This is a genomic window from Streptomyces sp. NPDC007991, from assembly GCF_042958445.1.
Classification (GTDB): domain Bacteria; phylum Actinomycetota; class Actinomycetes; order Streptomycetales; family Streptomycetaceae; genus Streptomyces.
Window position 1 is genome coordinate 198737 of record NZ_JBIBJD010000006.1, and the last position, 24736, is coordinate 223472.

Consider the following 24736-nt stretch of genomic DNA (forward strand, 5'->3'; position numbering starts at 1 on the left):
ACATCGTGCGGACGACGCCGGGGTGGGACGCGGGGGTCGAGCCACCCCGGCCTGGTCTCAGCGGATGTGTTTCGCCGGCTTGGTGGCGGCGTTGAGCAGGTACTCCAGGGGTCCGCGGCGGAAGAAGCGGGACCAGATCGCGGCGACCACGATCGCCCCGAGGATGAAGTTGATCAGCGTCACCCAGGACGTCTCGTCGTAGGTCGCGCCGAACCAGGGCAGCCAGCCCTGTATGACGAAGTGGCCGACGTAGGCGGTCAGGGACATGGTGCCCACGGCGATGACCGGTTGGGCCAGCCGGCGCAGTCGCGGGAGGCGGTCCATCGCCGCCGTCGCGCCCACGATCATGAGGATCGCGACTCCCACGCTGCCGATGATGTCGAACGTGGTGCCGCTGTGCGGCCCGGCCGCCAAGAGCGACGAGGCCGGAAAATGGGGCTCGAGCGACCCGCTGTCGAGGGGCATCGACCCGGAGCCGCCTGACGACGAACCGTCTTCCGCCGTGCTCCTCAACGCGTCCTTGCCGGCCAACAGCAAGGACATGCCGTACGCGGCCACGGTGAGGGCGGCGCCGAACGCGGCCAGGCGCCACTGGACGGCGGCCCTTGACAGGTCGAGGCGGGCCAGCGCCATACCGGCGATCACGAACGGAATCCACGTGATCGTCGGGTAGAAGCCGGTGAACAGCAGATCGAGCACTCCCACGCCGCTGAGCCGCTCAAGCGGGTCGTAGGCGTCGACGCTCTGCCGGACCGACTCGGTCAGCAGCGATCTGAGGGCGAACGACAGCTGTGGTGTGACGAGCGCGAGGACGAAGGCGGTGATCGCGAGCGTCCTGGCCCGCAGTCGCACCAAGGGCAGGGCCAGCAGGAAGTAGACCCCGTAGAAGGCGAGGATGACCACGTCCCCGTATTCCATGGCCATCACGGTGCCCAGTGCCAGCAGGACCACGGCGCGGATCGCGATCCTGGCCCTCGCCTGCCGGCCGGCCAGGCCGGTCTTCGGCTCCCGGCGGCCCGCGATCAGCATCAGTGAGAACCCGGCGAGGACGGCGAACAGAACCGACGAGTGACCGTCCGCCAGGTACCGGACCCAGCTGCCGACACCGTCCGTGGCCGACAGCGCGGGGCCGATGTGCACGACATACATGCCGAACACCGCCAGCGCGCGGGCCAGGTCCACCCCGACGAGACGTCCCATCGAAGGACCGGGCGAGGCCGGCACGGCGTTTTCGGGGGAGGTCCGGGGCTGCGGAGGCGAGTGCTCCTGCGGAGCTGACGTCTCCTGCAGCGGCTGCGACTTTGTCATACGGAGAATCTCGCGTGGACGTCAGGGGGCGGACCATCCGGCAGGCTTCGGTAACGACTCCGCCGGTCGGCGGGTACCACCCCGCCGACCGGCGGAGCCTCCTCCCGGCCGGTCCGGCGCGGCCAGGCGGCGGTCTTCTCCAGCCGCTCGGCGGGGGTGGACCCGGCAGTTGCCGGATGGGCGCGAGGCGGCCGGGCTTCCAGGCTGGAGCCATGACACACCGCGCGCGTCACAAGGAGCGAGAGGACGAGGACTTCCTCGGACCATCGGCCGATGTACCAGGCCGGCGAGAGGTCATGCCTGGCGGATGCGCGTTTCTGGAGTTCCTCGGCATGACGCTGGCGGCGGGCACCTTCGTCCTGTTCGCCGTCCGTCCTGAGGTGTCCGAAGCGTTGGTGCACACCCTCGCCACGAGCGCAGCCGGACTCGTCCCCTGAGCCGACACAGGCTCACCCCTGGTGCGCCGGACCGCTGACGCGGGTGCCCGGCAGACCGCAGAAGAAAGGCACTTCGTGAACACCGCATCCGCCCCGACGACGGATGAAACGTCCCTGCCCGCCCGGGAGACGGTCAAGGCACTGTGGGCTTATGTCCGCCCGCATCGGTGGGCCATCGCTCTCGGTCTGCTGTGCGCCCTGGTCGGGGCCGCCGGAGGACTGCTGCAGCCGCTGGCCACCAAGGCACTGGTAGACCGGCTCGCCACAGGCGAGACCATCGCAGGGATCCTGATCGCACTCACGGCGCTGGTGCTGCTGAGCGCGGCGGTCGAGGCGTTCGGCGCGTATGTGCTGGAGCGGACGGCGGAGTCGGTGGTCCTGGCCGCGCGGCGCACCCTTGTGGGGCGGTTGCTGCGGCTGCGGATCGCGGAGTGGGAGCGGATCCCGCCGGGTGACCTGATGTCCCGGGTCACCTCGGACACCACGCTGCTGCGGGCGGTCAGCACCCAGGCGGTCGTCTCCGCGGCCACCGGCGCGGTTGCCTTCGTGGCGGCGATCGTGATGATGGCGTTCCTGGACGTCGTGCTGCTGGGTGTGACGCTCGGCGTGGTCGTGCTGGTCGGCGGGACCTCCTCGCTGGTGATGCCGAAGATCGCCCGCGCCACCGAGCGGTCGCAGGAGGCGGTCGGGGAGATCTCCATCGCGCTGGAGCGGGCCTTCGGGGCATTTCGCACGGTGAAGGCGTCCGGGGCCGAGGAGCGGGAGACCGCCCGGGTGGAGGCGGCGGTACGGCGGGCGTGGCGGCACGGAGTGAAGAGCGCGAAGTGGGAGTCCGTGGCAGGCACGGCGGACGAACTCGCCGTACAGCTGGCCTTCCTCGCGGTGCTCGCGGTCGGCGGGGCGCGGGTGGCGTCCGGGGAGGTCCCCGTATCCACGCTCATCGCCTTCCTGCTGTACCTCCATGAGGAACTGGTGGCAGAGGACCGGCTGTACGCTCAGCTGGCGGCCACCCAGCTCCTGACCAGCACGTGATGACCTACCCCACGCCAGGTGTCCGGCCGCCCACTGCCCATTCGGTCGGACAACCATCCGCGCCGACACCCACGACCGTCCTGCTGCTGTGCTGGGGCCTGCTCGCGTCCCGGGCCGCAGGCCGCACATGGGGACGAGCCGTCAGGATCGGCTGCGCCGACGCCCTCTTAGGAGTGGCCGTCGCCTTGGTCAGCACACTGCTGAAGTGACGCGGCGACGGTCACAGATGCCGGTGCGGAGGGCGGGAGACCGATGTCGCTCGGCCCTGGCCGGCCTCCGTCAGGCGCTGGCGGAGGCCGGGGCTGTGACGACTGGAAGTCCGCACGACCCCGCTGGACGGCAGGACACACCCCGACGCCCGGCGGGCGGACGGGCGGAACTGCGGGTCGCGACGCGAGGTGTGGACGTCACCGACCGGCACGTCCAGCCACTACCGCGGCATCCCGCGACGGACGACACCGCCCCCACACGAACGGAGCGATCGGAAACCACAACGCCCAACACACTTGTTGAATGCCCAGGAGTACAAGGCTCGCCTTGGCACACGCGGCTCCGGCGTGCGGTCCCACCGCTGGTCGAGGTATGCGGTCGGGGAGCTTCTTCCCCGCGCTGCGGGAGCGACGCCGCCGTAACGACCAGGCCCTGTACGCCGTCATATGGAGGCCTGCCTCCACGGCGTGTCCACGCGGTCGGTCGACGACCCGGTCAAGGCCCTCGGCGCGGACACGGGGATATCCAAGAGCGAGGTCTCGCGGATCTGCCAGGACCTGGACGGCCAGCTGACCGCGTTCCGTGCCCCGCCCCTGGACCACGTCCGGGGGCGGGGTTCCGTCAATGTTTCCGACGAGTACCGTTCGGTGCATTTCGCGCCGCCCGGATATCGAAGAAGCAGCACTGTCACACGCGTTGACTTCCGTACGGGCCACCCTTTACGTTCGGCGCCGACCCCGTCCGTCAATTCGACCTACGTTCGGAATATCGGTCATTCGCGGTGCGAGAGCGGTACCGCCTCCGGAAGGGACCCACCCCCCATGCCCCGAACCGCGGGCTTTCCAGGCGCGAGCCACCATGGTTACCGGATTCCTGCGCCCTCCGCTTCCACGCGGGGCGGTACTGGCTGTACTTCAACCCGCCCGACACCCGGCCGTGGGAGCCGTTGCACTCACGGTGGCGGATCTCCGGCGGGAACGACGTGTGCCCGTTCTGGGACGACGACGGTCAGGGCAACGGCGAGTCGCTGGTCGGCCCGTCCACGGTCATCCACCAGTGGCGGGGCAGCGAGGTGAAGTCCGAAGGCCGGGTGGTCATGATGAACCGCGCTCCAGCCTCTACGGCCCGTTCGAGACCCGGCAGTTGCAGCACGTCTCCCCCTCGGTGGACCGGGAGCCCAACCAGGGCGGGCTGGTGCGGGCTCCGGACGGCGCCTGCTACTGGATCACCCACCACGGCACCGGACGCTGTGAGGGGCGCGTGCTCTCCCTGCTGCCGGTGACCTGGGTGGACGGCTGGCCGATCCTGGGCGCGGTGGGCGCGGACGGCACGCCGGGCTGTGCCAGCTGATCCAGTACCGCGACGTCGGTGGTTCCAACCAGCGATGGACCTTTCCATCGCGTCACCGGCTGGGGAGCCTGAGAGGTGGAGGCGGAATCCTCGCCGGGTGTCAACGACCAAGCAATCGCTCTCTCGTCATCGAAAGGTGCAAGATGTCTTCCTTCATCAGCAGACGGCGCCTGCTGCAAGTAGCCGGGGCCACCGTCGCCGCCTCTGCCACGGGATCCTTCATGGGCGCATCTCCCGCCCACGCGGCCATCCCTCCCGCAAGGGCCGACATCGGGGTCTCCGCGCACCCCTTCGAACTCGGCCAGGTCCGGCTCACCGCAAGCCGGTGGCTGGACAACCAGGACCGTACGCGGAACTACCTGCGGTTCGTCGATGTCGACCGGCTGCTGTACAACTTCCGCGCCAACCACCGGTTGTCCACCAACGGCGCGGCTGCCACCGGCGGCTGGGACGCGCCGAACTTCCCCTTCCGCACCCACGTCCAAGGGCACTTCCTCACGGCATGGGCGCAGCTGTACGCCGTGACCGGGGACACCACCTGCCGGGACAAGGCCGCCTACATGGTGGCGGAGTTGGCCAAGTGCCAGGCCAACAACAGCGCCGCCGGTTTCAGCGCCGGGTACCTCTCCGGCTACCCCGAGTCCGACTTCACCGCTCTCGAACAGCGGACCCTGAGCAACGGCAATGTGCCGTACTACACCATCCACAAGACGCTGGCCGGCCTGCTGGACGTTTGGCGCCACATCGGCAGCACACAAGCCCGTGACGTGCTGCTCGCGCTGGCGGGTTGGGTCGACTGGCGCACCGGCAGGCTGAGCAGCCAGCAGATGCAGGCCATGCTGCAAACCGAGTTCGGCGGCATGAACGGCGTGCTGACCGACCTCTACCAGCAGACAGGCGACGCGCGGTGGCTGACCGTCGCCCGGCGGTTCGACCACGCCGCGGTGTTCGACCCCCTGGCGTCCAACCAGGACAAGCTCAGCGGACTGCACGCCAACACCCAGGTACCCAAGTGGATCGGGGCCGCCCGGGAGTACAAGGCCACCGGCACGACCCGCTACCGGGACATCGCCACCAACGCCTGGAACTTCACCGTCAACGCGCACACCTACGCCATCGGCGGCAACAGCCAGGCGGAGCATTTCCGCGCCCCGAACGCCATCGCCGGCTACCTGAACAAGGACACGTGCGAAAGCTGCAACACCTTCAACATGCTCAGCCTCACCCGGGAACTGTTCGCGCTGGACCCGAACCGGGTCGCGCTGTTCGACTACTACGAGCAGGCGTGGCTCAACCAGATGATCGGCCAGCAGAACCCGGCCGACGACCACGGCCACGTCACCTACTTCACCCCCCTCAACCCGGGAGGCCGACGCGGTGTGGGCCCGGCGTGGGGCGGCGGCACCTGGAGCACCGACTACGGCACCTTCTGGTGCTGCCAGGGCACGGGCCTGGAAATGCACACCAGGCTGATGGACTCCATCTACTTCCGCAGTGACAACACGCTGATCGTGAACCTGTTCGTGCCCTCGGTGCTCACCTGGTCGGAGCGCGGAATCACGGTCACCCAGACCACGACGTACCCCGTCAGCGACACCACCACCCTGCAAGTCACCGGCAACGTCAGCGGAACCTGGGCGATGCGCATCCGTATCCCGAGCTGGACCACCGGGGCCACCGTCAGCGTCAACGGCACGGCGCAGAACATCACCACCACGCCCGGCAGTTACGCCACCCTGACCCGCTCCTGGACCTCCGGCGACACGGTCACCGTCCGCCTGCCCATGCGGATCGTCATGCGAGCGGCCAACGACAACGCGAACGTCGCGGCGATCACCTACGGCCCGGTGGTCCTGTCCGGCAACTACGGTGACACCGCGCTCAGTTCCCTACCGACGCTGAACACGTCTTCGATCAGACGGACCAGCAGCAGTTCGCTCGCCTTCACCGCCACCGCCAACGGCTCCACCGTCAACCTGGGCCCGTTCCACGACGCGCACGGCCACAACTACACCGTCTACTGGAACACCAGCGGCACCGGCACCGTCCGTCTCGTCAACGCGGGCAGCGGTCTCGTACTGGGCATCCAGAACATGTCCACGGCCGACGGTGGCCGCGCTCTGCAATGGAACGACTCGGGCACCGCCGACCACGACTGGCAAATGATCACCGACGGGGACGCGGTCCGCTTCCGCAATGCCCACAGCGGCAAGGTGCTCGGCGTCTTGAACATGTCCACGGCAGACGGCGCGACCGTCCTGCAGTGGTCGGACAACGGCACCGCCGACCACCGATGGACGCTGCTCGACCAGGGAGACGGAACCTACAAGATCCGCAACGTGCACAGCGGGAAGCTGCTCGCCATCGCGAACAACTCCACCGCTGTGGGTGCGTTCGCTGTCCAGGACCCGGACGACGGCACTGCCGACAACCGGTGGCGCATCGTGAGGAACTAGGCCGCCGCGGAAGCACATCCTGGTCGGTCTCCATCCTCCACCGCGCTCGGTTTTTCGACCTTCGTTCGATATCGAGAACAAAAGAGTCGAGGCGCAGCACATCGACAGTCCGGACAGCCTCTGACGGGGCCGAACCGGAAACCGCTCACTCAACGATTGAGGCCCGCATTGCGCAGACTACGTTTCAGCCGCAGACATCTGCCGGTGGTACTCGCGGCCCTGGTCACGTCGGCGGCGACGCTCGTCGCCGATCCGGCTCAGGCGGCCACCACCAGCGCCGTGCGCGGTGTCGGTTCCAACCGGTGTCTCGATGTACCGGGTGCCGCCCAGAGCGACGGCACGAACCTGCAGATCTGGGACTGCCACGGCGGGACCAACCAGCAGTGGACGCTGACGGACAACAACCAGCTCACCGTGTACGGCAACAAGTGCCTGGATGTCCCGGGCCACGCGACCACGGCCGGTACCCGGCCGGTGATCTGGTCCTGCAACGGCGGTACGAACCAGCAGTGGCGGGTGAACGCCGACGGCACGATCGTCGCCGTGGAGTCCGGGCTGTGTCTGGACGTCAGCGGCGGCGCCACGGCCAACGGCACGGCGGTGCAGCTCTGGAACTGCAACGGCGGCAGCAACCAGAAGTGGACCGGCCTGTCCGGGACGCCCAACTCGTGTTCTCTTCCGTCGGCATACCGGTGGACGTCGACCGGTCCGCTGGCGCAGCCGGCGAACGGCTGGGTGGCGCTCAAGGACTTCACCACCGTGACGTACAACGGCCAGCACCTGGTCTACGGAACCACCTCTGACGGATCGTCGTGGGGCGCGATGACGTTCCGGCCCTTCACCAACTGGTCGGACATGGCCTCGGCCGGCCAGACCGGGATCAGCGGGTCCGCGGTGGCGCCCAAACTGTTCTACTTCGCCCCCAAGAAGATATGGGTGCTGGTATCGAACGGGTGGGGCACCGCCTGGCCCTTCACCTACCGCACGTCCAGCGACCCCACCAACCCGGGCGGCTGGTCCGCACCGCAGGAGCTGTTCACCGGCAGCCTCCCCACAGGCGGCCCGATCGACCCGACCGTGATCGCCGACGACCAGAACATGCACCTGTTCTTCGCCGATGACAACGGCAAGATCTACAAGTCGACCATGCCGATCGGGAACTTCCCGGGCAGCTTCGGCTCCTCGTACACCACGGTCATGAGCGACACGAAGGAGAAGCTGTTCGAGGCGCCGGAGGTCTACAAGGTCCAGGGCCAGAACCAGTACCTCATGATCGTCGAGGCGATGGGCGCGGGGGGCCGCTACTTCCGCTCGTTCACCGCCTCCAGCCTGAACGGTCCGTGGACCCTCCAGGCCGGCAGCGAGAGCAGCCCCTTCGCCGGCAAGGCCAACAGCGGTGCCACCTGGACCAACGACATCAGCCACGGCGACCTGGTCCGCACCAACCCCGACCAGACCATGACCATCGACCCCTGCAACCTGCAGTTCCTCTACCAGGGCTACGACCCCAACGTCCCAAGAGACACCCCCTACCAGCGACTGCCGTACCGGCCGGGCCTGCTCACCCTTCAGCGCTGACCTGCGCGCACATGATCACAAGCTCGTGACCTTGCCCCTTGAGGGAGGCAAAGCAGCTTCCGCTTCGCCTCCCAGGAAGGACCTCCCATGGTTCCCCTACGCAGACGCCTGTTGCGTCTCCTCACAGCTACCGCACTGACGCTCACCGCCGCCGTCACCGCCTCCGTCGGCACGACCGCCGAGGCCGCACCGGGCAGCCCCGCGCTCACCCCTCCGCTGGGGTGGAACAGCTGGAACAGCTTCGGGTGCGGGATCACCGAGGCGCAGGTCCGCCAGGCCGCCGACGCGATGGTGTCCTCGGGGATGCGGGACGCCGGATACCGGTATGTGGTGGTCGACGACTGCTGGTTCGACCCGCAGCGTGACGCGGCCGGCAACCTGCGGGCCAACCCGACCAAGTTCCCCAGTGGCATGAAGGCGCTCGGTGACTACATCCACAGCAAGGGCCTGAAGTTCGGCATCTACCAGGCCCCCAACGAGAAAACGTGCGCCCAGGGCGTGGGCACCTACCCCGGCTCCACGGGCAGCAAGGGCCACGAGGCCCAGGACGCCACCACGTTCGCCTCCTGGGGCGTGGACTACCTCAAGTACGACTGGTGCTCCGGCAGCGGCACCCTCAGCGAGCAGATCGCACAGTTCACCATCATGCGTGACGCCCTGCGCGCCACCGGCCGTCCGATCGTCTACAGCATCAACCCCAACAGTTTCCACGCCCCCACCGGCGACAAGTACAACTGGGGCGAGGTCGCCGACCTGTGGCGGACGACCGAGGACCTGCTCGACATCTGGCAGAACAACAACACCAACAGCTACCCGATGGGCGTCGGCAACGTCCTGGACGTCACCGCCCCGCTCGCCGCGCAGTCGGGTCCCGGACACTGGAACGACCCCGACATGCTGGTCGTCGGCCGCCCCGGCCTGTCCCTGACCGAGTCCCGCTCCCACTTCGCCCTGTGGGCACTCATGAGTGCCCCGCTCATGGCCGGCAACGACATCCGCACCATGTCCGCCGACGTGAGCGCCATCCTGCGCAACCCGCGCCTGCTCGCGGTCAACCAGGACTCGCTGGGTGCGGGCGGACGCCGGGTCCGCGACGACGGGGACACCGAGGTGTTCGCCAAGCCTTTGTCCGACGGCTCCGTCGCGGTCGGCCTGTTCAACCGAGGCGGCAACACCGCGACCGTCACCACCACGGCCGCACAAGTCGGCCTGTCCGGCGGCTCGTTCACCCTTACCGACCTGTGGACCGGCGGCACGTCCACCACCTCCGGGCAGATCTCGGCCAGCGTCCCCGCGCACGGTGTCGCCGTGTTCAAGGTGACCGGCGGCAGCCCCCTGGCCTCCACCACCGCACGCCTGCGCGGTACCGGGTCCGGCCGCTGCCTGGACGTGGACGGTGCCGCCACCGCGGCCGGGACCAAGACGCTGATCTGGGACTGCCACACGGCCGCCAACCAGCTGTGGACCACCTGGGCCGGCGGCGAGATCCGCGTCTACGGCGACAAGTGCCTGGACGCCTCCAACCAGGGCACCACCAACGGCACGCCGGTCATCATCTGGCCCTGCAACGGCCAGAACAACCAGAAGTGGACCGTCGGCTCCGACGGGTCGATCCGCAACGTCCACGCCGGGCTGTGCCTCGACGTCAACGAGGCCGGGAGCACCAACGGGACCCCGGTCATCCTGTGGACCTGCAACGGCCAGAACAACCAGAAGTGGACCACGCTCCCGTAACAGGCAGACGTCCGGTCGGAAGAGGGCAGTCCCACGACAGCGGACCGAGCTCGGGAGACTGCCCCTCCTGCACCGGGACCGGGACTTCGAGCGCGAACGGCAGACCGTGGAGGAAGCGGGCATCTCCACGGTCTGTACCGCGACCTCCAGCAGCTTGCCGCTGCCCACACCCTTGATCTTGCAGTGGCATTTATCGGACAGCTCACCTCGGCTGACAGGGTGTCGGATACGGAGGCTCCACCTCCCCGGCAGTGGAGACCGAGACCCCGCTCGCATCGACAACCGCTCGGTCGGCTCCCGCACCCCGACCGCCCCACTCGGGTGACAAGCGTGCCGTCACCACGGCGAAGCACACCGCACACGGGAGACATGCGCCACCCGGAATCAGTCGGCCCCTTCCGCGTGCCTGCTCTTCACGGGCCAAGCCTCGCTCACACCGGACCGGGCGGCCGCCGCCGACCCGGGCTACCTGATGACGCACTTCATCGGGGAGGGGTCGAACGGTCAGCAGATCTACTTCTCGTACAGCACGGACGGTCTGAACTGGACTGAGCTCAACGGCGGCGGAATTGCCCTTCGCTCCACGGTCGGCACGAAGGGGGTGCGCGACCCCGCACTGGTGAGATCCCCGAACGGTGACAAGTACTGGATCATCGCGACCGACCTGTGCATCAGCCGCGGGCAGAACTGGGAGGCCGCCGTGTACAACGGCAGCCGCAACCTCGTGGTGTGGGAGTCGACGGACCTGATCAACTGGTCGGAGCCGTGGCTGCTCAACGTCGCCGGCGCGATCCCCGACGGACGCAACGCCTGGGCGCCGGAAGCGAGCTGGACCCGGCCTCCAACGACTACATCCTGTACTGGGCGACGAACAAGCCGGTCGACGGCGTAAAGAAGCACCGCGTCTACTACGCCCACACCAGCGACTTCCGTTCCATCACCACCCCGCAGATCTACGTCGAGCGCCAGGTCGCGCCGAGCGAGAGGGCGCCGTTCGCGTCCAGCGCCACGTGGCACGCACGCCGTCACAGCCGGACTGCGCGACACCGGGCTGGACCGAGGTCCAACTCCCCGGCGTGGCGGCGGACGCGGAGCAGCGCGAGCCTCACTTCTCGACGGCGGGAAGACGCTCCGGATACTTGTGTGACAAGTGTTGACTGAGAGAGGTGCAGAACTTAAATTCTGGCCGAACATGCGAACGATGTTCGATATATCGACCCGTGCGTGAAGAGACGTCCGCCGCACCACCAGCACCAGAGGGAGTACTCCGTGAGACCTGCGCTCACCCGTCGAACGGTCCTCGGCATGATCGCCGGCTCGGCCACCGCCACCGTCACCGGTGTCTCGGCCGGTACCGCCCTCGCCGCTGTGCCCGCCTCCCCCGGCGTGACGTACACGAACACCATCGCCGAGCAGCGGGCCGACCCGCACATCTTCAAGCACACGGACGGTTTCTACTACTTCACCGCCACGGTCCCGGCGTACGACCGGATCGTGCTGCGCCGGGCCACCACGATCCAGGGGCTCACGTCGGCCGCCGAGACGACCATCTGGACGAAGCACTCCACCGGTGAGATGGGCGCCCATATCTGGGCTCCGGAGATCCACTTCATCGACGGCAAGTGGTACATCTACTTCGCCGCGGGCGCCGCCAACGACATCTGGAGGATCCGGCCCTACGTCCTGGAGTGCACGGCCGCGAACCCGGTCACGGGCACCTGGGCGGAGAAGGGCCGTATCGCCCTGCCGCTGGACACCTTCTCCCTGGACGCGACGACCTTCGTCGTCAACGGCACCCGCTACCTGGCCTGGGCGCAGAACGACCCGGCCGTAGGCCGCGGCACCAACATCTACCTGGCGCGGATGTCCAGCCCGTGGACCATCACCGGCGCACCGGTCATGATCAGCCGCCCGACCGCCTCGTGGGAGACCGCCGGAGGCGAGACGGTCAACGAGGGCCCGGCCGTGATCCAGCGGGGCGGCAAGGTGTTCATGACCTTCTCGGCCAGTGCCACCGACGCCAACTACTGCATGGGCATGCTGACCGCGTCCGCCTCGGCCGACCTGCTGAGCGCCTCGTCGTGGGCCAAGAGCACAGGCCCGGTCTTCGCCAGCTACGCCGCCACCAGCCAGTACGGCCCCGGACACAACCAGTTCACGGTCTCCGAGGACGGCAAGTCGGACATCCTCGTCTATCACGACCGCAGCTACAAGGACATCAGCGGTTCCCCGCTCAACGACCCCAACCGCCGCACCCGCGTGCAGAAGATCTACTGGAAGGCCGACGGCACACCCGACTTCGGCATCCCGGTCGCCGACGGCCTCACGCCGATCCGGCTCTCCTCGTACAACTTCCCCGACCGGTTCGTCCGGCACTGGGAGTACCGAGCCAGGATCGAGCCGAACGTCTCGCCGCTGGCCGACTCGCAGTTCCGTGTCGTCACCGGTCTCGCCGGTACCGGCACCGTCTCCCTGGAGTCGGCGAACTTCCCCGGCTACTTCCTGCGCCACAAGAACAACGAGGTGTGGGTGGAGAAGAACGACGGGACGTCGCTGTTCGCCGCTGACGCCTCCTTCACGGCCCGGGCCGGCCTCTCCGACTCCGCCGGAGTCTCGTACGAGTCGTACAACTTCCCGGGCCGCTACATCCGCCACTACAACTACCTGCTGTACGTCCAGGCTCTCAGTACGACGACCGACCGGGCGGACGCCACCTTCTATACCCAGTGAGCCGGCGCCGCCCGCCCGTCACTTCCGCTCACTCGTCCGGACGGGGAAGGGCTCGCCCGAGCGCAGGTGTTCCCTCAGCCACTTCTCGGTGTTGCTCACGTGCAGCAGTGCGGCGGCCTGGCTGAGGGCTGCGTCACGGGGGGACAGTCCCGATCAGACCTGACCACCACGCACCCCCGTCGCTGCCGCCTCGTCCGCCAGCTGGAGTCGGGGCCACCAGCGCTTCAGCGCACGTCCCCTTCGGTCCATGACTCCCAAGGCGCTGGACCGGTGCCGGCGCTCCAATCCCGCAGGGCCTGCCCGTCCCAGCACACGATCCCGCACTGCTCGGCGTACTCGACACCCGGAGCGGTGAAGTCGCTGGTGGCGATGACGACGGCGACGTCGGCCTCATGGACGGTGAAGCAAGTGCCGCCGAAGCGCTGCAGATCCTGCGAGCCCACCCGGTGGCTACCGGTGTAGCGCTTGCACTGGATGACGACGCGCCGTCCGTCCGGAGCAACGGCCAGGATGTCCGCGCCGAGGTCGCCTGCCCCGCCGACGACTTCGACGTCCGAGCATCCGTCCCGCTCGCACAGAGCGGCTACCGCCTCCTCGAACTCCTCAGGGCCCAGGGCGTCAGCCGCCACGACGCCCCGTGGGAGGACAACCCTCTCGTCTCCGACGGAGTCGACGGCAGGAGGTTCCGCCCCCGCGCCCGCCGACGGCGTGGTGTCAAGCACGTCGACCGCTGTGCCTGCCCCCTCGTCGAGCGCCACGGCGGCCCGGCGCACCATGCTCGCAACAGAGGGCCGGTGCCGCCCGTGCCGAAGGGCCATGGCGACCGCCACACCCACGAGGCCCAGCACGAGGGCCCAGCCAGGGCGCCGTTCGAGGGCACCGGCCGCCGCACGGGCCGAGAGGCCCACCAGGACGACCACGAGGGCGAGAAGGCCGAAGAAGGCGGCTGTCCGACGGAGGTCGAACGGGCGGCGCCGGCGGTTCACGGGCCGGGAACGGCGTATGGGCGTGGCCACGGCGATGCATCCCCCTCACTGAATCGGCAACGAAGATCACTATCGCCGTCTGCCCAGGATCAGACACCTCATGTTGACTGAGGCGGGGGGCCGGGCGGCCGCCGCTCTTGAGCCCACCGCAGTGTGGACGAGCCAGCCCACTGCCGCGCCGACTGTGTACCAGAACAGGTCGGGTGGATTGAAGGTGGAACCGAGCACCAGGCGGGCGACAGCGCTGCGCCGGGAGAGCTCGACCGGCACCTCGGTGAGTTGAAGGAACTCGATCACCCAACTGACGGCCAGCGCGCTTCCGGCGGCCGTCAGAGGCGTCACGCGTGGCGCCATCAGAACGACAAGAACATGAAGCAGGACGGTGTACAGCGTGTCTCCGCCGTACTTGGCCACGCCCCCTGCAGCCACTGCCCTGAGTCCCAGCCCAGCGGCGACGGTCGCCACGGCGGCACCGGCCGCGACCAGTCGGGTCCGTACCGGACAGGCCGCGACGCCGACGGTACGGTCACCGGTCCTGCGGATGAGGGTCACAGGATCATGGTGCCGGACGTTTGGCGGCAGGTGAGGGGCAGTCTGTCGTGGCCCCGGTACATCCTCGATCCGGGCTTCTTCCAGAGCGTGAAGCCGGGCTGCCCTGGGGCATCGTTGCGTCCAGGGCAACCCGGCACACGCGTGGTGCGGCAGGTCCCCTCAGGTGCGGGTCCAGCGTTGGTTGCTGCCGTTCGAGCAGGAGTAGAGCTGGATCAGGGTGCCGTTGGCGGTGCCGCCCCCGACGGCGTCGAGGCAGAGGCCGGACTGGACACCGACGATGGATCCGTCGGAGTTGAGGCGCCATTTCTGGTTGTCGCCGCCCCAGCAGCTGTAGATCTGGACCTTGGTGCCGTTGCCGGTGCCGCCGGCGTCCAGGCACTTGTTGCCGTAGACCCTGAGCTCGCCCGCCGTGGTGTACGTCCACTGCTGGTTGGAGTTGTTGTTGCAGTCCCACAGCTGGACCTGGGTGCCGTCGGCGGTACTGGCATTGGGCACGTCCAGGCAGCGGCCCGAACCGACACCCTTGATCGTTCCGCCGTCCGAAGGAGGCGTGGTCGAGCCGCCGTTGAGTGCGTTGAGGACGGCGGTGTAGGCGGGCTTCTTGCTGCCGTCGCCGTTGAACAGCAGCGGCGTCTGCTCAGCTCGCCAGGAGTCGGTGTCGCGCACACCCCAGACGGTGATGCCGAGGCAGCGCGGGACGGCCAGGCAGTCGTTGGTCACGTTGGCGTAGGTCGTGGCCGGGGCGCCCTGGATGTCGAGTTCGGTGATGGCCACGTCGACGCCGAGGGCGGCGAAGTTCTGCAGGGTGGTACGGAAGTTGCTGTTGTAGGGGCTGCCGCTGTTGAAGTGCGACTGGAAGCCGACGCAGTCGATCGGCACGCCGCGCTGCTTGAAGTCGCGGACCATGGCGTACATGGCCTGGGTTTTGGCCCAGGTCCAGTTCTCGACGTTGTAGTCGTTGTAGCAGAGCTTGGCGGCCGGGTCGGCGGCGCGGGCGGTGCGGAAGGCGACCTCGATCCAGTCGTTGCCGGTGCGTTGCAGGTTGGAGTCGCGGCGGGCTCCGGAACCGCCGTCCTCGAAGGCCTCGTTCACGACGTCCCACTGGGCGATCTTGCCCTTGTAGTGGGCCATCACGCCGTTGATGTGGTTGATCATCGCCTGGCGCAGCGCGCTGCCGCTGAGGTTCCGCATCCAGCCGGGCTGCTGGGAGTGCCAGGCCAGGGTGTGGCCGCGCACCTTCTTGCCGTTCTGCACCGCCCAGTTGTAGACGCGGTCACCGGCGGCGAAGTTGAACTGGCCCTGCTGCGGTTCGGTGGCGTCGATCTTCATCTCGTTCTCGGGCGTCACCATGTTGAACTCACGGCCCGCGATCGACGTGTACGCCGAGTCGCCCAGCCTGCCCGAGGCGATGGCGGTGCCGAAGTAGCGGCCGCTCTGCGCCGCCGCGGCGCCGAGCGTGTTCTCGGCGGCCTGTGCGGTCGGCGGCGCGACCAGTGCGGCGACCACGCCGAGGGCGCCGACGACCAGTGCCAACAGCAGGCCGCGGACCTTCCGGCGGACAACGGATCTGGGAAGGGCATACGAGCCCATGACTGTGCCTCCAAGGTAGAAATCAAGGAAGGACTGAAGCCCAGGGGAATGGCGCAGGTGCTTTGGTGCACAGGTGGCCCAGGCCGACGCGGTTCGGCATCTCGAACTGAGGCCGGGTTCTCAGACAGGGATGATTGAGGGATTGACGATGCACCGTCAATAGTTCTCGCAGAAGAAGTTTCGATTTGTCGTCCGAAACATTCGGGAACGGCGAAGCTCTGTTTGCGGACAGATCGGTGACAGCCCTTGACCAGAGGGCGCCGTATTCCTAGCTTGTGGCGTCAAAGCTTCCGGGAATTCTTCGAAATGTTTCGCGATCGTCCCTCCCCCGGCAGTCCGCTCCACGGTTCCTCGGGGTCCCCTCACCCCTCGCCCCCCAAAGGAGTGACCTCTGATGCGTCTGAGACGCTTACTCGCCGTCCTCGCGCCCCTGCTGCTCGTGGCCGCCTTCCTCGGTGCCCAGCCCGCCGGCGCGGCGACCATAGACCCCAACGCCTCGTATGTGCTGGTCAACCGCAACAGCGGCAAGGCCCTGGATGTCTACAACCTGGCGACCGGCGACGGCGCCCGCATCACCCAGTGGACCAGGAACGATCAGAACCAGCAGCAGTGGCAGTTCGTCGCTTCCGGGGACGGCTACTACCGCATCAAGTCCCGCCACTCGGGCAAGGTGCTGGACGTCTACAACTGGTCCACCGCGAACGGCGGCTCGATCGTCCAGTGGTCCGACCTGAACGCCACCAACCAGCAGTGGCGGCTGGCCGACAGCCCGGACGGCTACGTCAGGCTCATCTCGCGCCACAGCAACAAGGCCCTCGAAGTGCAGGGCGCCTCCACCGCCGACAACGCGAACATCGTCCAGTACGACGACTGGGGCGGCACCAACCAGCAGTGGCAGCTCGTCAAGGTCGGCGCCGACAACCCCGGCTCCTGCGATCTTCCGTCGGCATACCGCTGGACATCGACGGGCCCGCTGGCGCAGCCGAAGGCCGGGTGGGCCTCGCTCAAGGACTTCACCGTCGCCCCTTACAACGGCAGGCATCTCGTCTATGCGACGACGCACGGCACGGGACCGGGATCGGGCTGGGGTTCGATGAACTTCGGCCTGTTCACCAACTGGCCGGAGATGGCCTCGGCCAGCCAGAACACGATGTCGGCTGCCACCGTCGCGCCCACGCTCTTCTACTTCGCGCCGAAGAACATCTGGGTGCTCGCCTACCAGTGGGGCGGCGGGAGCGCCTTCTCCTACCGGACGTCGAGCGACCCCACCAACCCCAATGGCTGGTCGGCACAGCAGGTGCTCTTCTCCGGAAGCATCTCCGGCTCCGGCACCGGCCCCATCGACCAGACGCTCATCGCCGACGGCCAGAACATGTACCTGTTCTTCGCCGGTGACAACGGCAAGATCTACCGGGCCAGCATGCCGATCGGGAACTTCCCGGGCAGTTTCGGCTCGTCCTACACCACGATCATGAGCGATACGGCGGACAACCTGTTCGAAGCCCCGCAGGTCTACAAGCTCCAGGGCCAGAACCGCTACCTCATGATCGTCGAAGCGAGGGGCTCGCAGGGCCGCTACTTCCGCTCGTTCACGGCCACCAGTCTGAACGGCTCCTGGACACCCCAGGCCGCGACCGAGTCCAACCCCTTCGCCGGCAAGGCCAACAGCGGCGCCACCTGGACCAACGACATCAGCCATGGCGAACTGATCCGCACCAGCGCCGATCAGACCTTCACCGTCGATCCCTGCAACCTGCAGTTCCTCTACCAGGGGCGCAACCCCAACTCCGGCGGCGACTACGGCCAATGGCCCTACCGTCCGGGGCTGCTGACACTGCGGCGCTGACGGCGTGACTCCAGTCCGGCTCCGGTGGGGAGCCGGCGTGGCGGGCTCGGCGGAAGGCCGAGCCCGCCTGGGTCATGCGACGAAGCCAGGCTTCGGTGAACGCCGCTCCGGCCGGCCCGAGGGCGACCGGATACAGTGCGCGGGACGGCAGCCCGGTCCGGGAGGGTAAGCGTGACCGACACCAGCGAGACCCGACCCACCGACGGCGAGGCGCAGGCTCCGCGGCAGAGCCGGCTGCACCGCCTGATGCGCTACCTCCCGCTCATCGCGCCCGTCCTGCTGTGGGCCGTGCCCTGCTGGGTGCTCCTGCACACCGGCCAGCACTGGCCGCTGCCCGTCACACTGGCCGGCACCGCCCTGTTCACCCTCGGCCTCGTCGCTATGCCGCTCGCGATGGCGCGCGGCCACGGCCGGCGCCAGCAGGACCGGGCGGCGATCGTCGGTGACACCCTGCTGGGCACCAGCTGGGTCCTGTTCACCTGGTCGATTCTGCTCGGCGTCCCCTTGCGGCTCGCCCTGACCCTGGCCGGCCTCGCCGAGAGTCAGGACCGGGCCCGCATCGTCACCTGGGCCGTCCTCGGCATCACCGCCGTCCTGCTCGCCTGGGGGTACGCCGAAGCCCGCCGTGTGCCGCGCGTGCGCCGACTCGATGTGCCACTCCCACGGCTGGGTGCCGGGTTGGACGGCCTCCGCGTCGTCCTCATCACCGACACCCACTACGGCCCGCTCGATCGCACTCGCTGGTCGGCGCGGGTGTGCGAGACCGTGAACACACTGGAAGCCGACCTGGTCTGCCACACCGGCGACATCGCGGACGGCACGGCCGAACGCCGCCGCGCCCAGGCCGTCCCCCTCGGTACCGTGCGGGCCACCCGGGCCCGTGTCTACGTCACCGGCAACCACGAGTACTACAGCGAGGCCCAGGGCTGGGTCGACCTGATGGACGAGCTGGGCTGGGAGCCGCTGCGCAATCGCCACCTGCTGCTCGAACGCGGAGGCGACACCCTCGTGGTCGCCGGCGTGGACGACGTCACCGCCGAGTCCTCCGGCCTGGCGGGCCACCGCGCCCACCTCGCCGGAGCCCTGGACGGCGCCGACCCCGACCTGCCCGTCCTGCTCTTGGCGCACCAGCCCAAGTTCGTCGACCGGGCGGCAGCCGACGGCATCGACCTCCAGCTCTCCGGCCACACCCACGGCGGCCAGATCTGGCCCTTCCACCACCTGGTCCGCATCGACCAGCCCGCCCTCGCCGGCCTCAGCCACCACGGAGCCCGCACCCTCCTCTACACCAGCCGCGGCACCGGCTTCTGGGGCCCGCCGTTCCGCGTCTTCGCCCCCAGCGAGATCACCCTGCTCGTGCTCCGCTCCCCGCACCTGCCCACCTCGCCGTAGCACTCACCGCAGGTGCTGCTCCTGGACGACAGGCAGGGGGGCGTCCGGGGGGAGGAGCCCGTGCATGCGCAGGGAGTGCCAGAGTTCGGCGGGTACGGGGTGGCGGATCATCCGGGCCGCGTCGTCGACTTCTTCCGCGGTGCGGGCGCCGACCAGGACGCCGGCGACGGCGGGATGGCCGAGGGGGAACTGGAGCGCCGCCGCGCGCAGCGGGGTGCCATGCCGGTCGCACACCGCCTTGATGGCCAGGGCACGGCCGAGGAGGGTCCGGTCGGCCGGCCGGTAGTCGTAGGTCGCACCGGGGCGCGGGTCGGCCAGGAGCCCGGAGTTGAAGACACCGCCGACGATGACGGAGACGCCCCTGCGGGCGGCCTCCGGGAGCAGGGTGGTCAGGCCGGTGTGGTCGAGGAGGCTGTAGCGGCCTGCCAGGAGAACGACGTCCACGTCGGTGTCGCGGACGAAGCGCTCGAGCATCCTGGTCTGGTTCATGCCGACGCCGATGGCTCCGACGACGCCTTCGGCACGCAGCCGTTCCAGTTCCGGGTAGGCGCTGCCGAACGCCTCGTCCTCGTGGTCGTCGGGGTCGTGGAGACAGACGATGTCGACGCGGTCCAGGGCGAGGCGGGCGAGGCTCTCCTCGATGCCGGTGCGCACCCCGCGGGCGCTGAAGTCCCAGACCCGGCGGTGGGTGGCGGGGACGGCGAATCCGTTGGCGCTGTCATCGCCTGTCGGTGTGGTGGGGCGCAGGAGCCGCCCGACCTTGGTGGAGACCGCGAACTGGTCGCGGGGTTTGGTGGACAGGACCTCTCCCAGACGGCGCTCCGAGAGGCCCAGGCCGTAGTGGGGGGCGGTGTCGAAGGTGCGGATGCCGCTGTCCCAGGCCGCTTCGACCGCCGCTGCGGCGTCCTGGTCGCCGACCGCGGTGAAGAGGTTGCCGATCGCCGCCCCTCCGAAGGCCAGTTCCGTGACGCCGACGGTCGTGGTGCGTCCCAGTGTGGTGGTGCGCATGGGTGGGCTCTGCCTCTCGGGGATGGGCCCGGCCGGGCCGGGCGGGAGAAGGGTCGTCGTCACTCCTTCGTCGCCCCGGCGAGCATGCCGGCCACCAGGGCTCGCTGGGAGAAGAGGAAGACGATCAGGACCGGCACGATGGTGACCAGGGTGGCCAGGGCCAGTTCGGGCCGCATGATCTGGTTGCCCGTACCACTGGCGGTGTTGAACAGCGGTGAGGCGGCGAGGAGGTTGTTCAGCCCCACCTGGGCCGGATAGTCGGAGCTGTCGGGCAGCATCACGAACGGCAGGAAGAAGTTGTTCCAGTTGCCGACGAAGTTGAAGAAGCCGACCAGGGCGATCACGGGCTTGGCCAGCGGCAGCGCGACGAGGCGGAAGACCTGCCACTCCGAGCAGCCGTCGATCCGCGCGGCGGCCAGCAGGTCGGAGGGGACGTTGGACGAGAAGTAGATGTAGGTGAGGTAGACCCCGAACGGGAAGAAGGAGAAGGGCAGGATCACCGACCAGATCGTGCCGTCCAGGTTGACGGCGTTGATCCCCAGGTAGAGGGGCAGCACCATCGCAGCCGTCGGCATGAGCATCACGAGCAGGGTGACGGTCAGCAGCAGCCGGCGCCCGATGAACTGGGTGAGGGCCAGCGCGTACCCGGCGGGGATCGACGTGACGAGGGTGATGACCAGTGCGCCGAAGGCGTAGACGGCCGAGTTCTGCAGCCAGGTGAGGATGGCGCCGTCCTCGAAGGCGTAGAGGTGGTGCCAGGCGTCGGCGACCGCGCTCAAGGAGCCGAAGGAGAACGGGTCGTCCCGCACGATCTGGCCGTCGGTCTTGGTCGGGGCGAGGAGGAGCCACGCCACGGGTACGCAGAAGAACAGCAGGAACAGGCCCATGACGAGGATCCAGGCCAGTCGGGCGGAAACCGTGCGCATCTTTCAGTCCCTGTCGAACAGGCCGGTGCGGAAGACGACGAGCGCCGCGCAGGCGAGGCCCAGGACGAGCAGGTCGACGGAGAGCGCCGCCGCGCCGTTGAAGTCGCCCGCCTGGAACGCGTATTGATAGGACAGCTGGTTCGGTGACCAGCTGTCGGGGATCATGCCCCAGCTGGCGAGGGAGACCAGTTGCGGCTCGACGAAGAGCTGGGTGCCGGCGGCGAAGGCCAGGATCAGCATGTACGCGATCCACTTGGTGACCATGGGGATCTGGATGCGCAGGGCGATCTGGAGGGTGCCCGCGCCGTCGATGCGGGCGGCCTCCAGGACCTCGTCCGGGATGCTGTTCAGCGCGCCGTACATCACCACGATCCAGCCGCCGGCCCCGGTCCAGAAGGCGATGACCGTGAAGAGCACCGGCAGATGGCCGGGGGCGTTGACCTGGGCGAGGGTGTGCCAGCCGAAGGCCTTCAGCAGTCCGCCGACGGGGCTGGCCGCCGGGTCGAGCAGGATCAGCCAGAGCAGTACGCTCGCCACCCCGGCGAGGGCCCCCGGCAGGTAGAACAGGAACCGCAGGGTGGAGGATGCCTTGCGCATACGGCCGTGCAGCATCAGCGCCAGCAGCACCACCAGGATCATCAGGGTGCTCAGCCATACCAGCAGGTACAGGCCGATGTGGAGAAAGGCCGGGGCGAAGCGGTAGTCGGCGAACGTCCGGGTGAAGTTGCCGAGCCCGACGAGCTGGTGGCGGGAGTTGGACAGCGCCAGCCACACCGCGTAGCAGGTGGGCAGCACGCCGAAGGCGAGCAGGAGCAGGACGTAGCCGGAGACGAAGACGTAACCCGCGCGTCCGGCCGGGTTGCGGGCACAGCGGCCGCGTCGGCGGCCGCCGCGCTCCGTCGCGAGGTGGGTGGTCATGGGTCCGCTTCGCTAGTTGACGGTGTAGCCGAGGGACCTGGCCTTGTCGGTGATGGCCGTCTGCCAGGTGTCCAGGGTGTCGGTGAGGGTCTTGTCCGAGTTCAGGGCGGGGACCACGGTGGAGGCGTAGATCGCTTCCTGGCTGTACTGGGTGGCGGACCAGCCCGGCCAGATGAGTTCCGCGGCCTCCTGGAAGACGGGGGTGACGTCCTCGGCGAAGTAGCCGGACTTCTTCTGGTTGGCCAGCCAGGTGACCGCGGCCTTCTTGTAGGCGGGGTAGGTGCCCGCGGTGCCCTGGTAGGCGTCAGAGGTCGTCATCCAGGTGACCAGGTCGGCGGACGCCTTGAGGTTCCCGCTGTGGGAGGAGACGAACCACAGCCCACCGCCGACGTTGCCGGTGTAGTTCTTGGTGTCGCCCTCGAACTTCAGCGGTGAGGCGGCGGCGATCCGCCCCTTGGGGGTCTTGAAGGTGGAGTTGAAGAGCACCTGCCCGAACCAGGAGGGACCGGGGAGCATGAGCACCTTGCCCGCCTGGTTCTTGACGAAGCCGGCGCTGAAGACGGTGTCCCTGGACACCGAGCCCTTGGCGATCAGCTTGTCGAGCAGTTTGGCCATCCGGGTGCACTTGGCGTCCTTCAGGTCCACCGTCACTTTCCTGGCGCCGGTCGCGGTGCTCGCGGGGCACTGGCTCGCCCAGAAGTACACCTCGGGGGTCCAGGCGTCCCCGGCGGTGCCGACGAGGTAGCCGGGATGCTCCTCGGCCACCTTCTCGCCGAGGGCCTGGTACTCCTCCCAGGTGGTCGGGACGGAGTACCCGAACTCGTCCATGAGTTTCTTGTCGTACCAGAGCACGTTCTGGGCCAGGTCGTTGCGCAGACAGTAGGTGTTGCCGTTGAAGGTGCAGGGGTTCAGCGCACCGTCCGCGAAGCCCTTCAGCGTGGACCGGGCGATCACACCCTGGTTGACGGGCGCGGCGTACGGGGACTTGCCCTGGGAGGCCCAGCTGGCGTCGTTGACGTTGGCGGTGAAGGCGACGTCGGGCCAGCCACTGCCGGTCCGGTCGAACAGCTGGACCTTGGTCTGCAGGTCGTTGGCACCGTTGGCGTCCCCGCTGTATGTGACGATCTTGATCTTCACGTCCGGGTGAGCCTTCTGGTACGCCTTGACGCCGGGGACCCGGGTGGCGTCCGCCCACACCGTGATCTCACTGCCGGCGTCCTGGGCGGCGGGCTTGAAGGCCGCGGGGGAGGAAGTCCCCGTAGGGGCGGGATCGGCGCTGCCGCAGGCGGCGAGCGCGAGCAGGGAGACGACGCCCAGGGCTGTGACAGCCCCGCGTCCGAACGGGCGGCGAGAGGTGGCGGGAGCATCGTTGTTCACGGCTGACCTCATGTCTGCGAATGTCTGCGGGATGCCTGCGGGATGACGGCGGGGGCACCGGGTGCCGGGGATAGAGCGATCGGAGGCGGACTGATGAGACGCGAGATCAGGCCCTCGGCGGGGTGACAGTCTCCTTGTCGACAAAACGCTGGAGGGCGGGAGGGTAGTCGAGCCCCGCGGGCAGAGCGACGCCCGGTCCGGCCGGGGCATGGACCAGGCCCTGGTCGTCGATGCCGCTCTCGCGGCTGATGGGGTTCCCCATGACCAGGGACTCGTAGTAGGTGGTGTTCGAGATGGCCATGCACAGGTGCCGGTTGGGGATCTCCGGCCCGTGCACCTCGGCGCGCAGCCGGTAGGCGTCGGCGAGGTGGGCGGTGCGCATGGCCCCCGTGAAGCCGCCGCGCAGTTGGGTGGACGCGCGCACCCCGAAGGTCGCGGCGCCGGCCTGGATGAAGTCCGCCGAGTTCATGTGGGCCCCGTCGGAGGTCTCGGCCACGAGGAGGGGCACTGCCACGGCGTCGGCGAGGCGCTTGTACGCGGTGATGCTGAACTCCCGGATCGGCTCCTCGTACCAGAGGTAGCCGACGTCGGCGAGGGCGTGCCCGAGGTAGATCGCGTCGGGGAGGTCGAACCCGGCCGACGCGTCGAACATCAGCGGCACCTCGTCCCCCACGTGTTCGCGCAGGGCCACCGACAGCCGGGCGTCGCGGCGGGCGTCGCCCCAGGCGTGGAGCTTGATGGCGGGATATCCGAGTTCCAGGGCCTGGTCGGCGATGTCCAGGTATTCCTCCACCGACGCGTAGGTGACGGTGGAGGCGTAGGCGGGGATGGCGGTGCGGTAACCGCCGAGCATCTGCCAGGTGGGCCGGTCGGCCAGTCGTCCGGCCAGGTCCCACAGCGCGATGTCGACCAGACCGAGCAGGTAGAGCGGCAGTTCCTCGGTGCGGTCCAGCTCCCACATGCGGTGCCAGAGCCATTCCCGCTGCAGCGGGTCCTGGCCCACGAGTTCCTTGCGCAGGACACGGTCCAGCAGGTCCGCCAGGACGAGTGCGCTGCCCCGGCGGGGGGCCATCGCCACTCCCTCGGCCCCTTCGTCCGTACGGATGCGCAGCACCGCCGCCTCTCCGTCCGGTGGGCTGCCCAGCAGCCCGTCCCGCCAGACGAACGGCGGACTGACTGCCGGCACCCGGACCGGATGGCTCTCCACTGCGGCAATGCGCACGGCGCTGCACTCCTCGTGACGGCAGTTACTGCTGCGAAATTTTCGGTAACGTAAGTCGTCATACGAATGCTGTCAAGACGTCCG

Annotated in this window: 17 protein-coding genes and 4 pseudogenes; 11 read left to right on the forward strand and 10 right to left on the reverse strand. The window is 68.6% G+C overall.

The features are described 5' to 3' along the window. Positions 1-57 precede the first annotated feature (57 nt). Positions 58-1200 carry a DUF418 domain-containing protein gene (locus ACFZDA_RS18635; protein ID WP_391082225.1) on the reverse strand — a complete coding sequence of 381 codons (1143 nt, stop codon included), beginning with the start codon at positions 1198-1200 and terminating at the stop codon, positions 58-60. Positions 1201-1604: 404 nt separating this feature from the next. Here ACFZDA_RS18635 and ACFZDA_RS18640 point away from each other — a divergent pair, with 404 nt between their 5' ends. The 9 genes and pseudogenes from ACFZDA_RS18640 to ACFZDA_RS18680 all read left to right on the forward strand — a co-directional run bounded on the left by ACFZDA_RS18640 (position 1605) and on the right by ACFZDA_RS18680 (position 12835). Continuing rightward, positions 1605-1745, forward strand: coding sequence for a hypothetical protein (locus tag ACFZDA_RS18640; protein WP_391082228.1), 141 nt, complete (start codon positions 1605-1607; stop codon positions 1743-1745). A 75-nt stretch (positions 1746-1820) separates the two neighbouring features. Further along, positions 1821-2705, forward strand: a pseudogene (locus ACFZDA_RS18645) (ABC transporter ATP-binding protein); the annotation flags it as partial. 654 nt (positions 2706-3359) lie between these two features. Beyond that, positions 3360-3589: pseudogene (locus ACFZDA_RS18650) on the forward strand (transposase); the annotation flags it as partial. A gap of 541 nt (positions 3590-4130) precedes the next feature. Further along, positions 4131-4337, forward strand: a complete 207-nt coding sequence (locus ACFZDA_RS18655; protein ID WP_391082230.1) for a hypothetical protein — start codon at positions 4131-4133, stop codon at positions 4335-4337. A 143-nt stretch (positions 4338-4480) separates the two neighbouring features. After that, positions 4481-6793: a beta-L-arabinofuranosidase domain-containing protein gene (locus tag ACFZDA_RS18660; protein ID WP_391082233.1), complete on the forward strand. Its 2313-nt coding sequence runs from the start codon at positions 4481-4483 to the stop codon at positions 6791-6793. Positions 6794-6961: 168 nt separating this feature from the next. Then, on the forward strand, positions 6962-8371 hold the full coding sequence (locus tag ACFZDA_RS18665) for a non-reducing end alpha-L-arabinofuranosidase family hydrolase (RefSeq protein ID WP_391082236.1): 1410 nt from the start codon (positions 6962-6964) through the stop codon (positions 8369-8371). An 87-nt stretch (positions 8372-8458) separates the two neighbouring features. Beyond that, a complete protein-coding gene (locus ACFZDA_RS18670) occupies positions 8459-10105 on the forward strand; it encodes a lectin (RefSeq protein WP_391082238.1) in 1647 nt (548 codons plus the stop codon). A gap of 472 nt (positions 10106-10577) precedes the next feature. Then, positions 10578-11071: pseudogene (locus ACFZDA_RS18675) on the forward strand (1,4-beta-xylanase); the annotation flags it as partial. A gap of 339 nt (positions 11072-11410) precedes the next feature. After that, positions 11411-12835: a family 43 glycosylhydrolase gene (locus ACFZDA_RS18680; RefSeq protein ID WP_391083241.1), complete on the forward strand. Its 1425-nt coding sequence runs from the start codon at positions 11411-11413 to the stop codon at positions 12833-12835. A gap of 18 nt (positions 12836-12853) precedes the next feature. Here the strand turns inward: ACFZDA_RS18680 and ACFZDA_RS18685 are convergent. The 4 genes and pseudogenes from ACFZDA_RS18685 to ACFZDA_RS18700 form a co-directional block, all read right to left on the reverse strand. Next, positions 12854-12982, reverse strand: a pseudogene (locus ACFZDA_RS18685) (GntR family transcriptional regulator); the annotation flags it as partial. Between the two features lie 77 nt (positions 12983-13059). Next, a complete protein-coding gene (locus ACFZDA_RS18690) occupies positions 13060-13851 on the reverse strand; it encodes a restriction endonuclease (RefSeq protein WP_391082241.1) in 792 nt (263 codons plus the stop codon). Between the two features lie 39 nt (positions 13852-13890). Continuing rightward, a complete protein-coding gene (locus tag ACFZDA_RS18695; RefSeq protein ID WP_391083244.1) occupies positions 13891-14364 on the reverse strand; it encodes a DUF2809 domain-containing protein in 474 nt (157 codons plus the stop codon). A gap of 168 nt (positions 14365-14532) precedes the next feature. Then, positions 14533-15963: an endo-1,4-beta-xylanase gene (locus ACFZDA_RS18700; RefSeq protein ID WP_391082244.1), complete on the reverse strand. Its 1431-nt coding sequence runs from the start codon at positions 15961-15963 to the stop codon at positions 14533-14535. 394 nt (positions 15964-16357) lie between these two features. Between ACFZDA_RS18700 and ACFZDA_RS18705 the strand changes: the two genes are divergently transcribed. Beyond that, on the forward strand, positions 16358-17809 hold the full coding sequence (locus tag ACFZDA_RS18705) for a non-reducing end alpha-L-arabinofuranosidase family hydrolase (RefSeq protein ID WP_391082247.1): 1452 nt from the start codon (positions 16358-16360) through the stop codon (positions 17807-17809). A gap of 171 nt (positions 17810-17980) precedes the next feature. After that, positions 17981-19201 (forward strand): metallophosphoesterase, encoded by a 1221-nt coding sequence (locus ACFZDA_RS18710; protein WP_391082249.1) that lies wholly within the window; start codon positions 17981-17983, stop codon positions 19199-19201. A gap of 3 nt (positions 19202-19204) precedes the next feature. On the opposite strand, the gene ACFZDA_RS18715 is transcribed toward ACFZDA_RS18710, so the two are convergent. The 5 genes from ACFZDA_RS18715 to ACFZDA_RS18735 all read right to left on the reverse strand — a co-directional run bounded on the left by ACFZDA_RS18715 (position 19205) and on the right by ACFZDA_RS18735 (position 24652). Then, positions 19205-20209, reverse strand: a complete 1005-nt coding sequence (locus ACFZDA_RS18715; protein ID WP_391082252.1) for an aldo/keto reductase — start codon at positions 20207-20209, stop codon at positions 19205-19207. A gap of 59 nt (positions 20210-20268) precedes the next feature. Next, positions 20269-21135, reverse strand: coding sequence for an ABC transporter permease subunit (locus ACFZDA_RS18720; RefSeq protein ID WP_391082254.1), 867 nt, complete (start codon positions 21133-21135; stop codon positions 20269-20271). Between the two features lie 3 nt (positions 21136-21138). Beyond that, entirely contained in the window at positions 21139-22053 is a 915-nt protein-coding gene (locus ACFZDA_RS18725; RefSeq protein ID WP_391082257.1) for an ABC transporter permease subunit, read from the reverse strand. A 12-nt stretch (positions 22054-22065) separates the two neighbouring features. Continuing rightward, positions 22066-23442: an extracellular solute-binding protein gene (locus ACFZDA_RS18730; protein ID WP_391082260.1), complete on the reverse strand. Its 1377-nt coding sequence runs from the start codon at positions 23440-23442 to the stop codon at positions 22066-22068. 94 nt (positions 23443-23536) lie between these two features. Then, on the reverse strand, positions 23537-24652 hold the full coding sequence (locus ACFZDA_RS18735) for an enolase C-terminal domain-like protein (RefSeq protein ID WP_391082263.1): 1116 nt from the start codon (positions 24650-24652) through the stop codon (positions 23537-23539). Between the last annotated feature and the right edge of the window lie 84 nt (positions 24653-24736).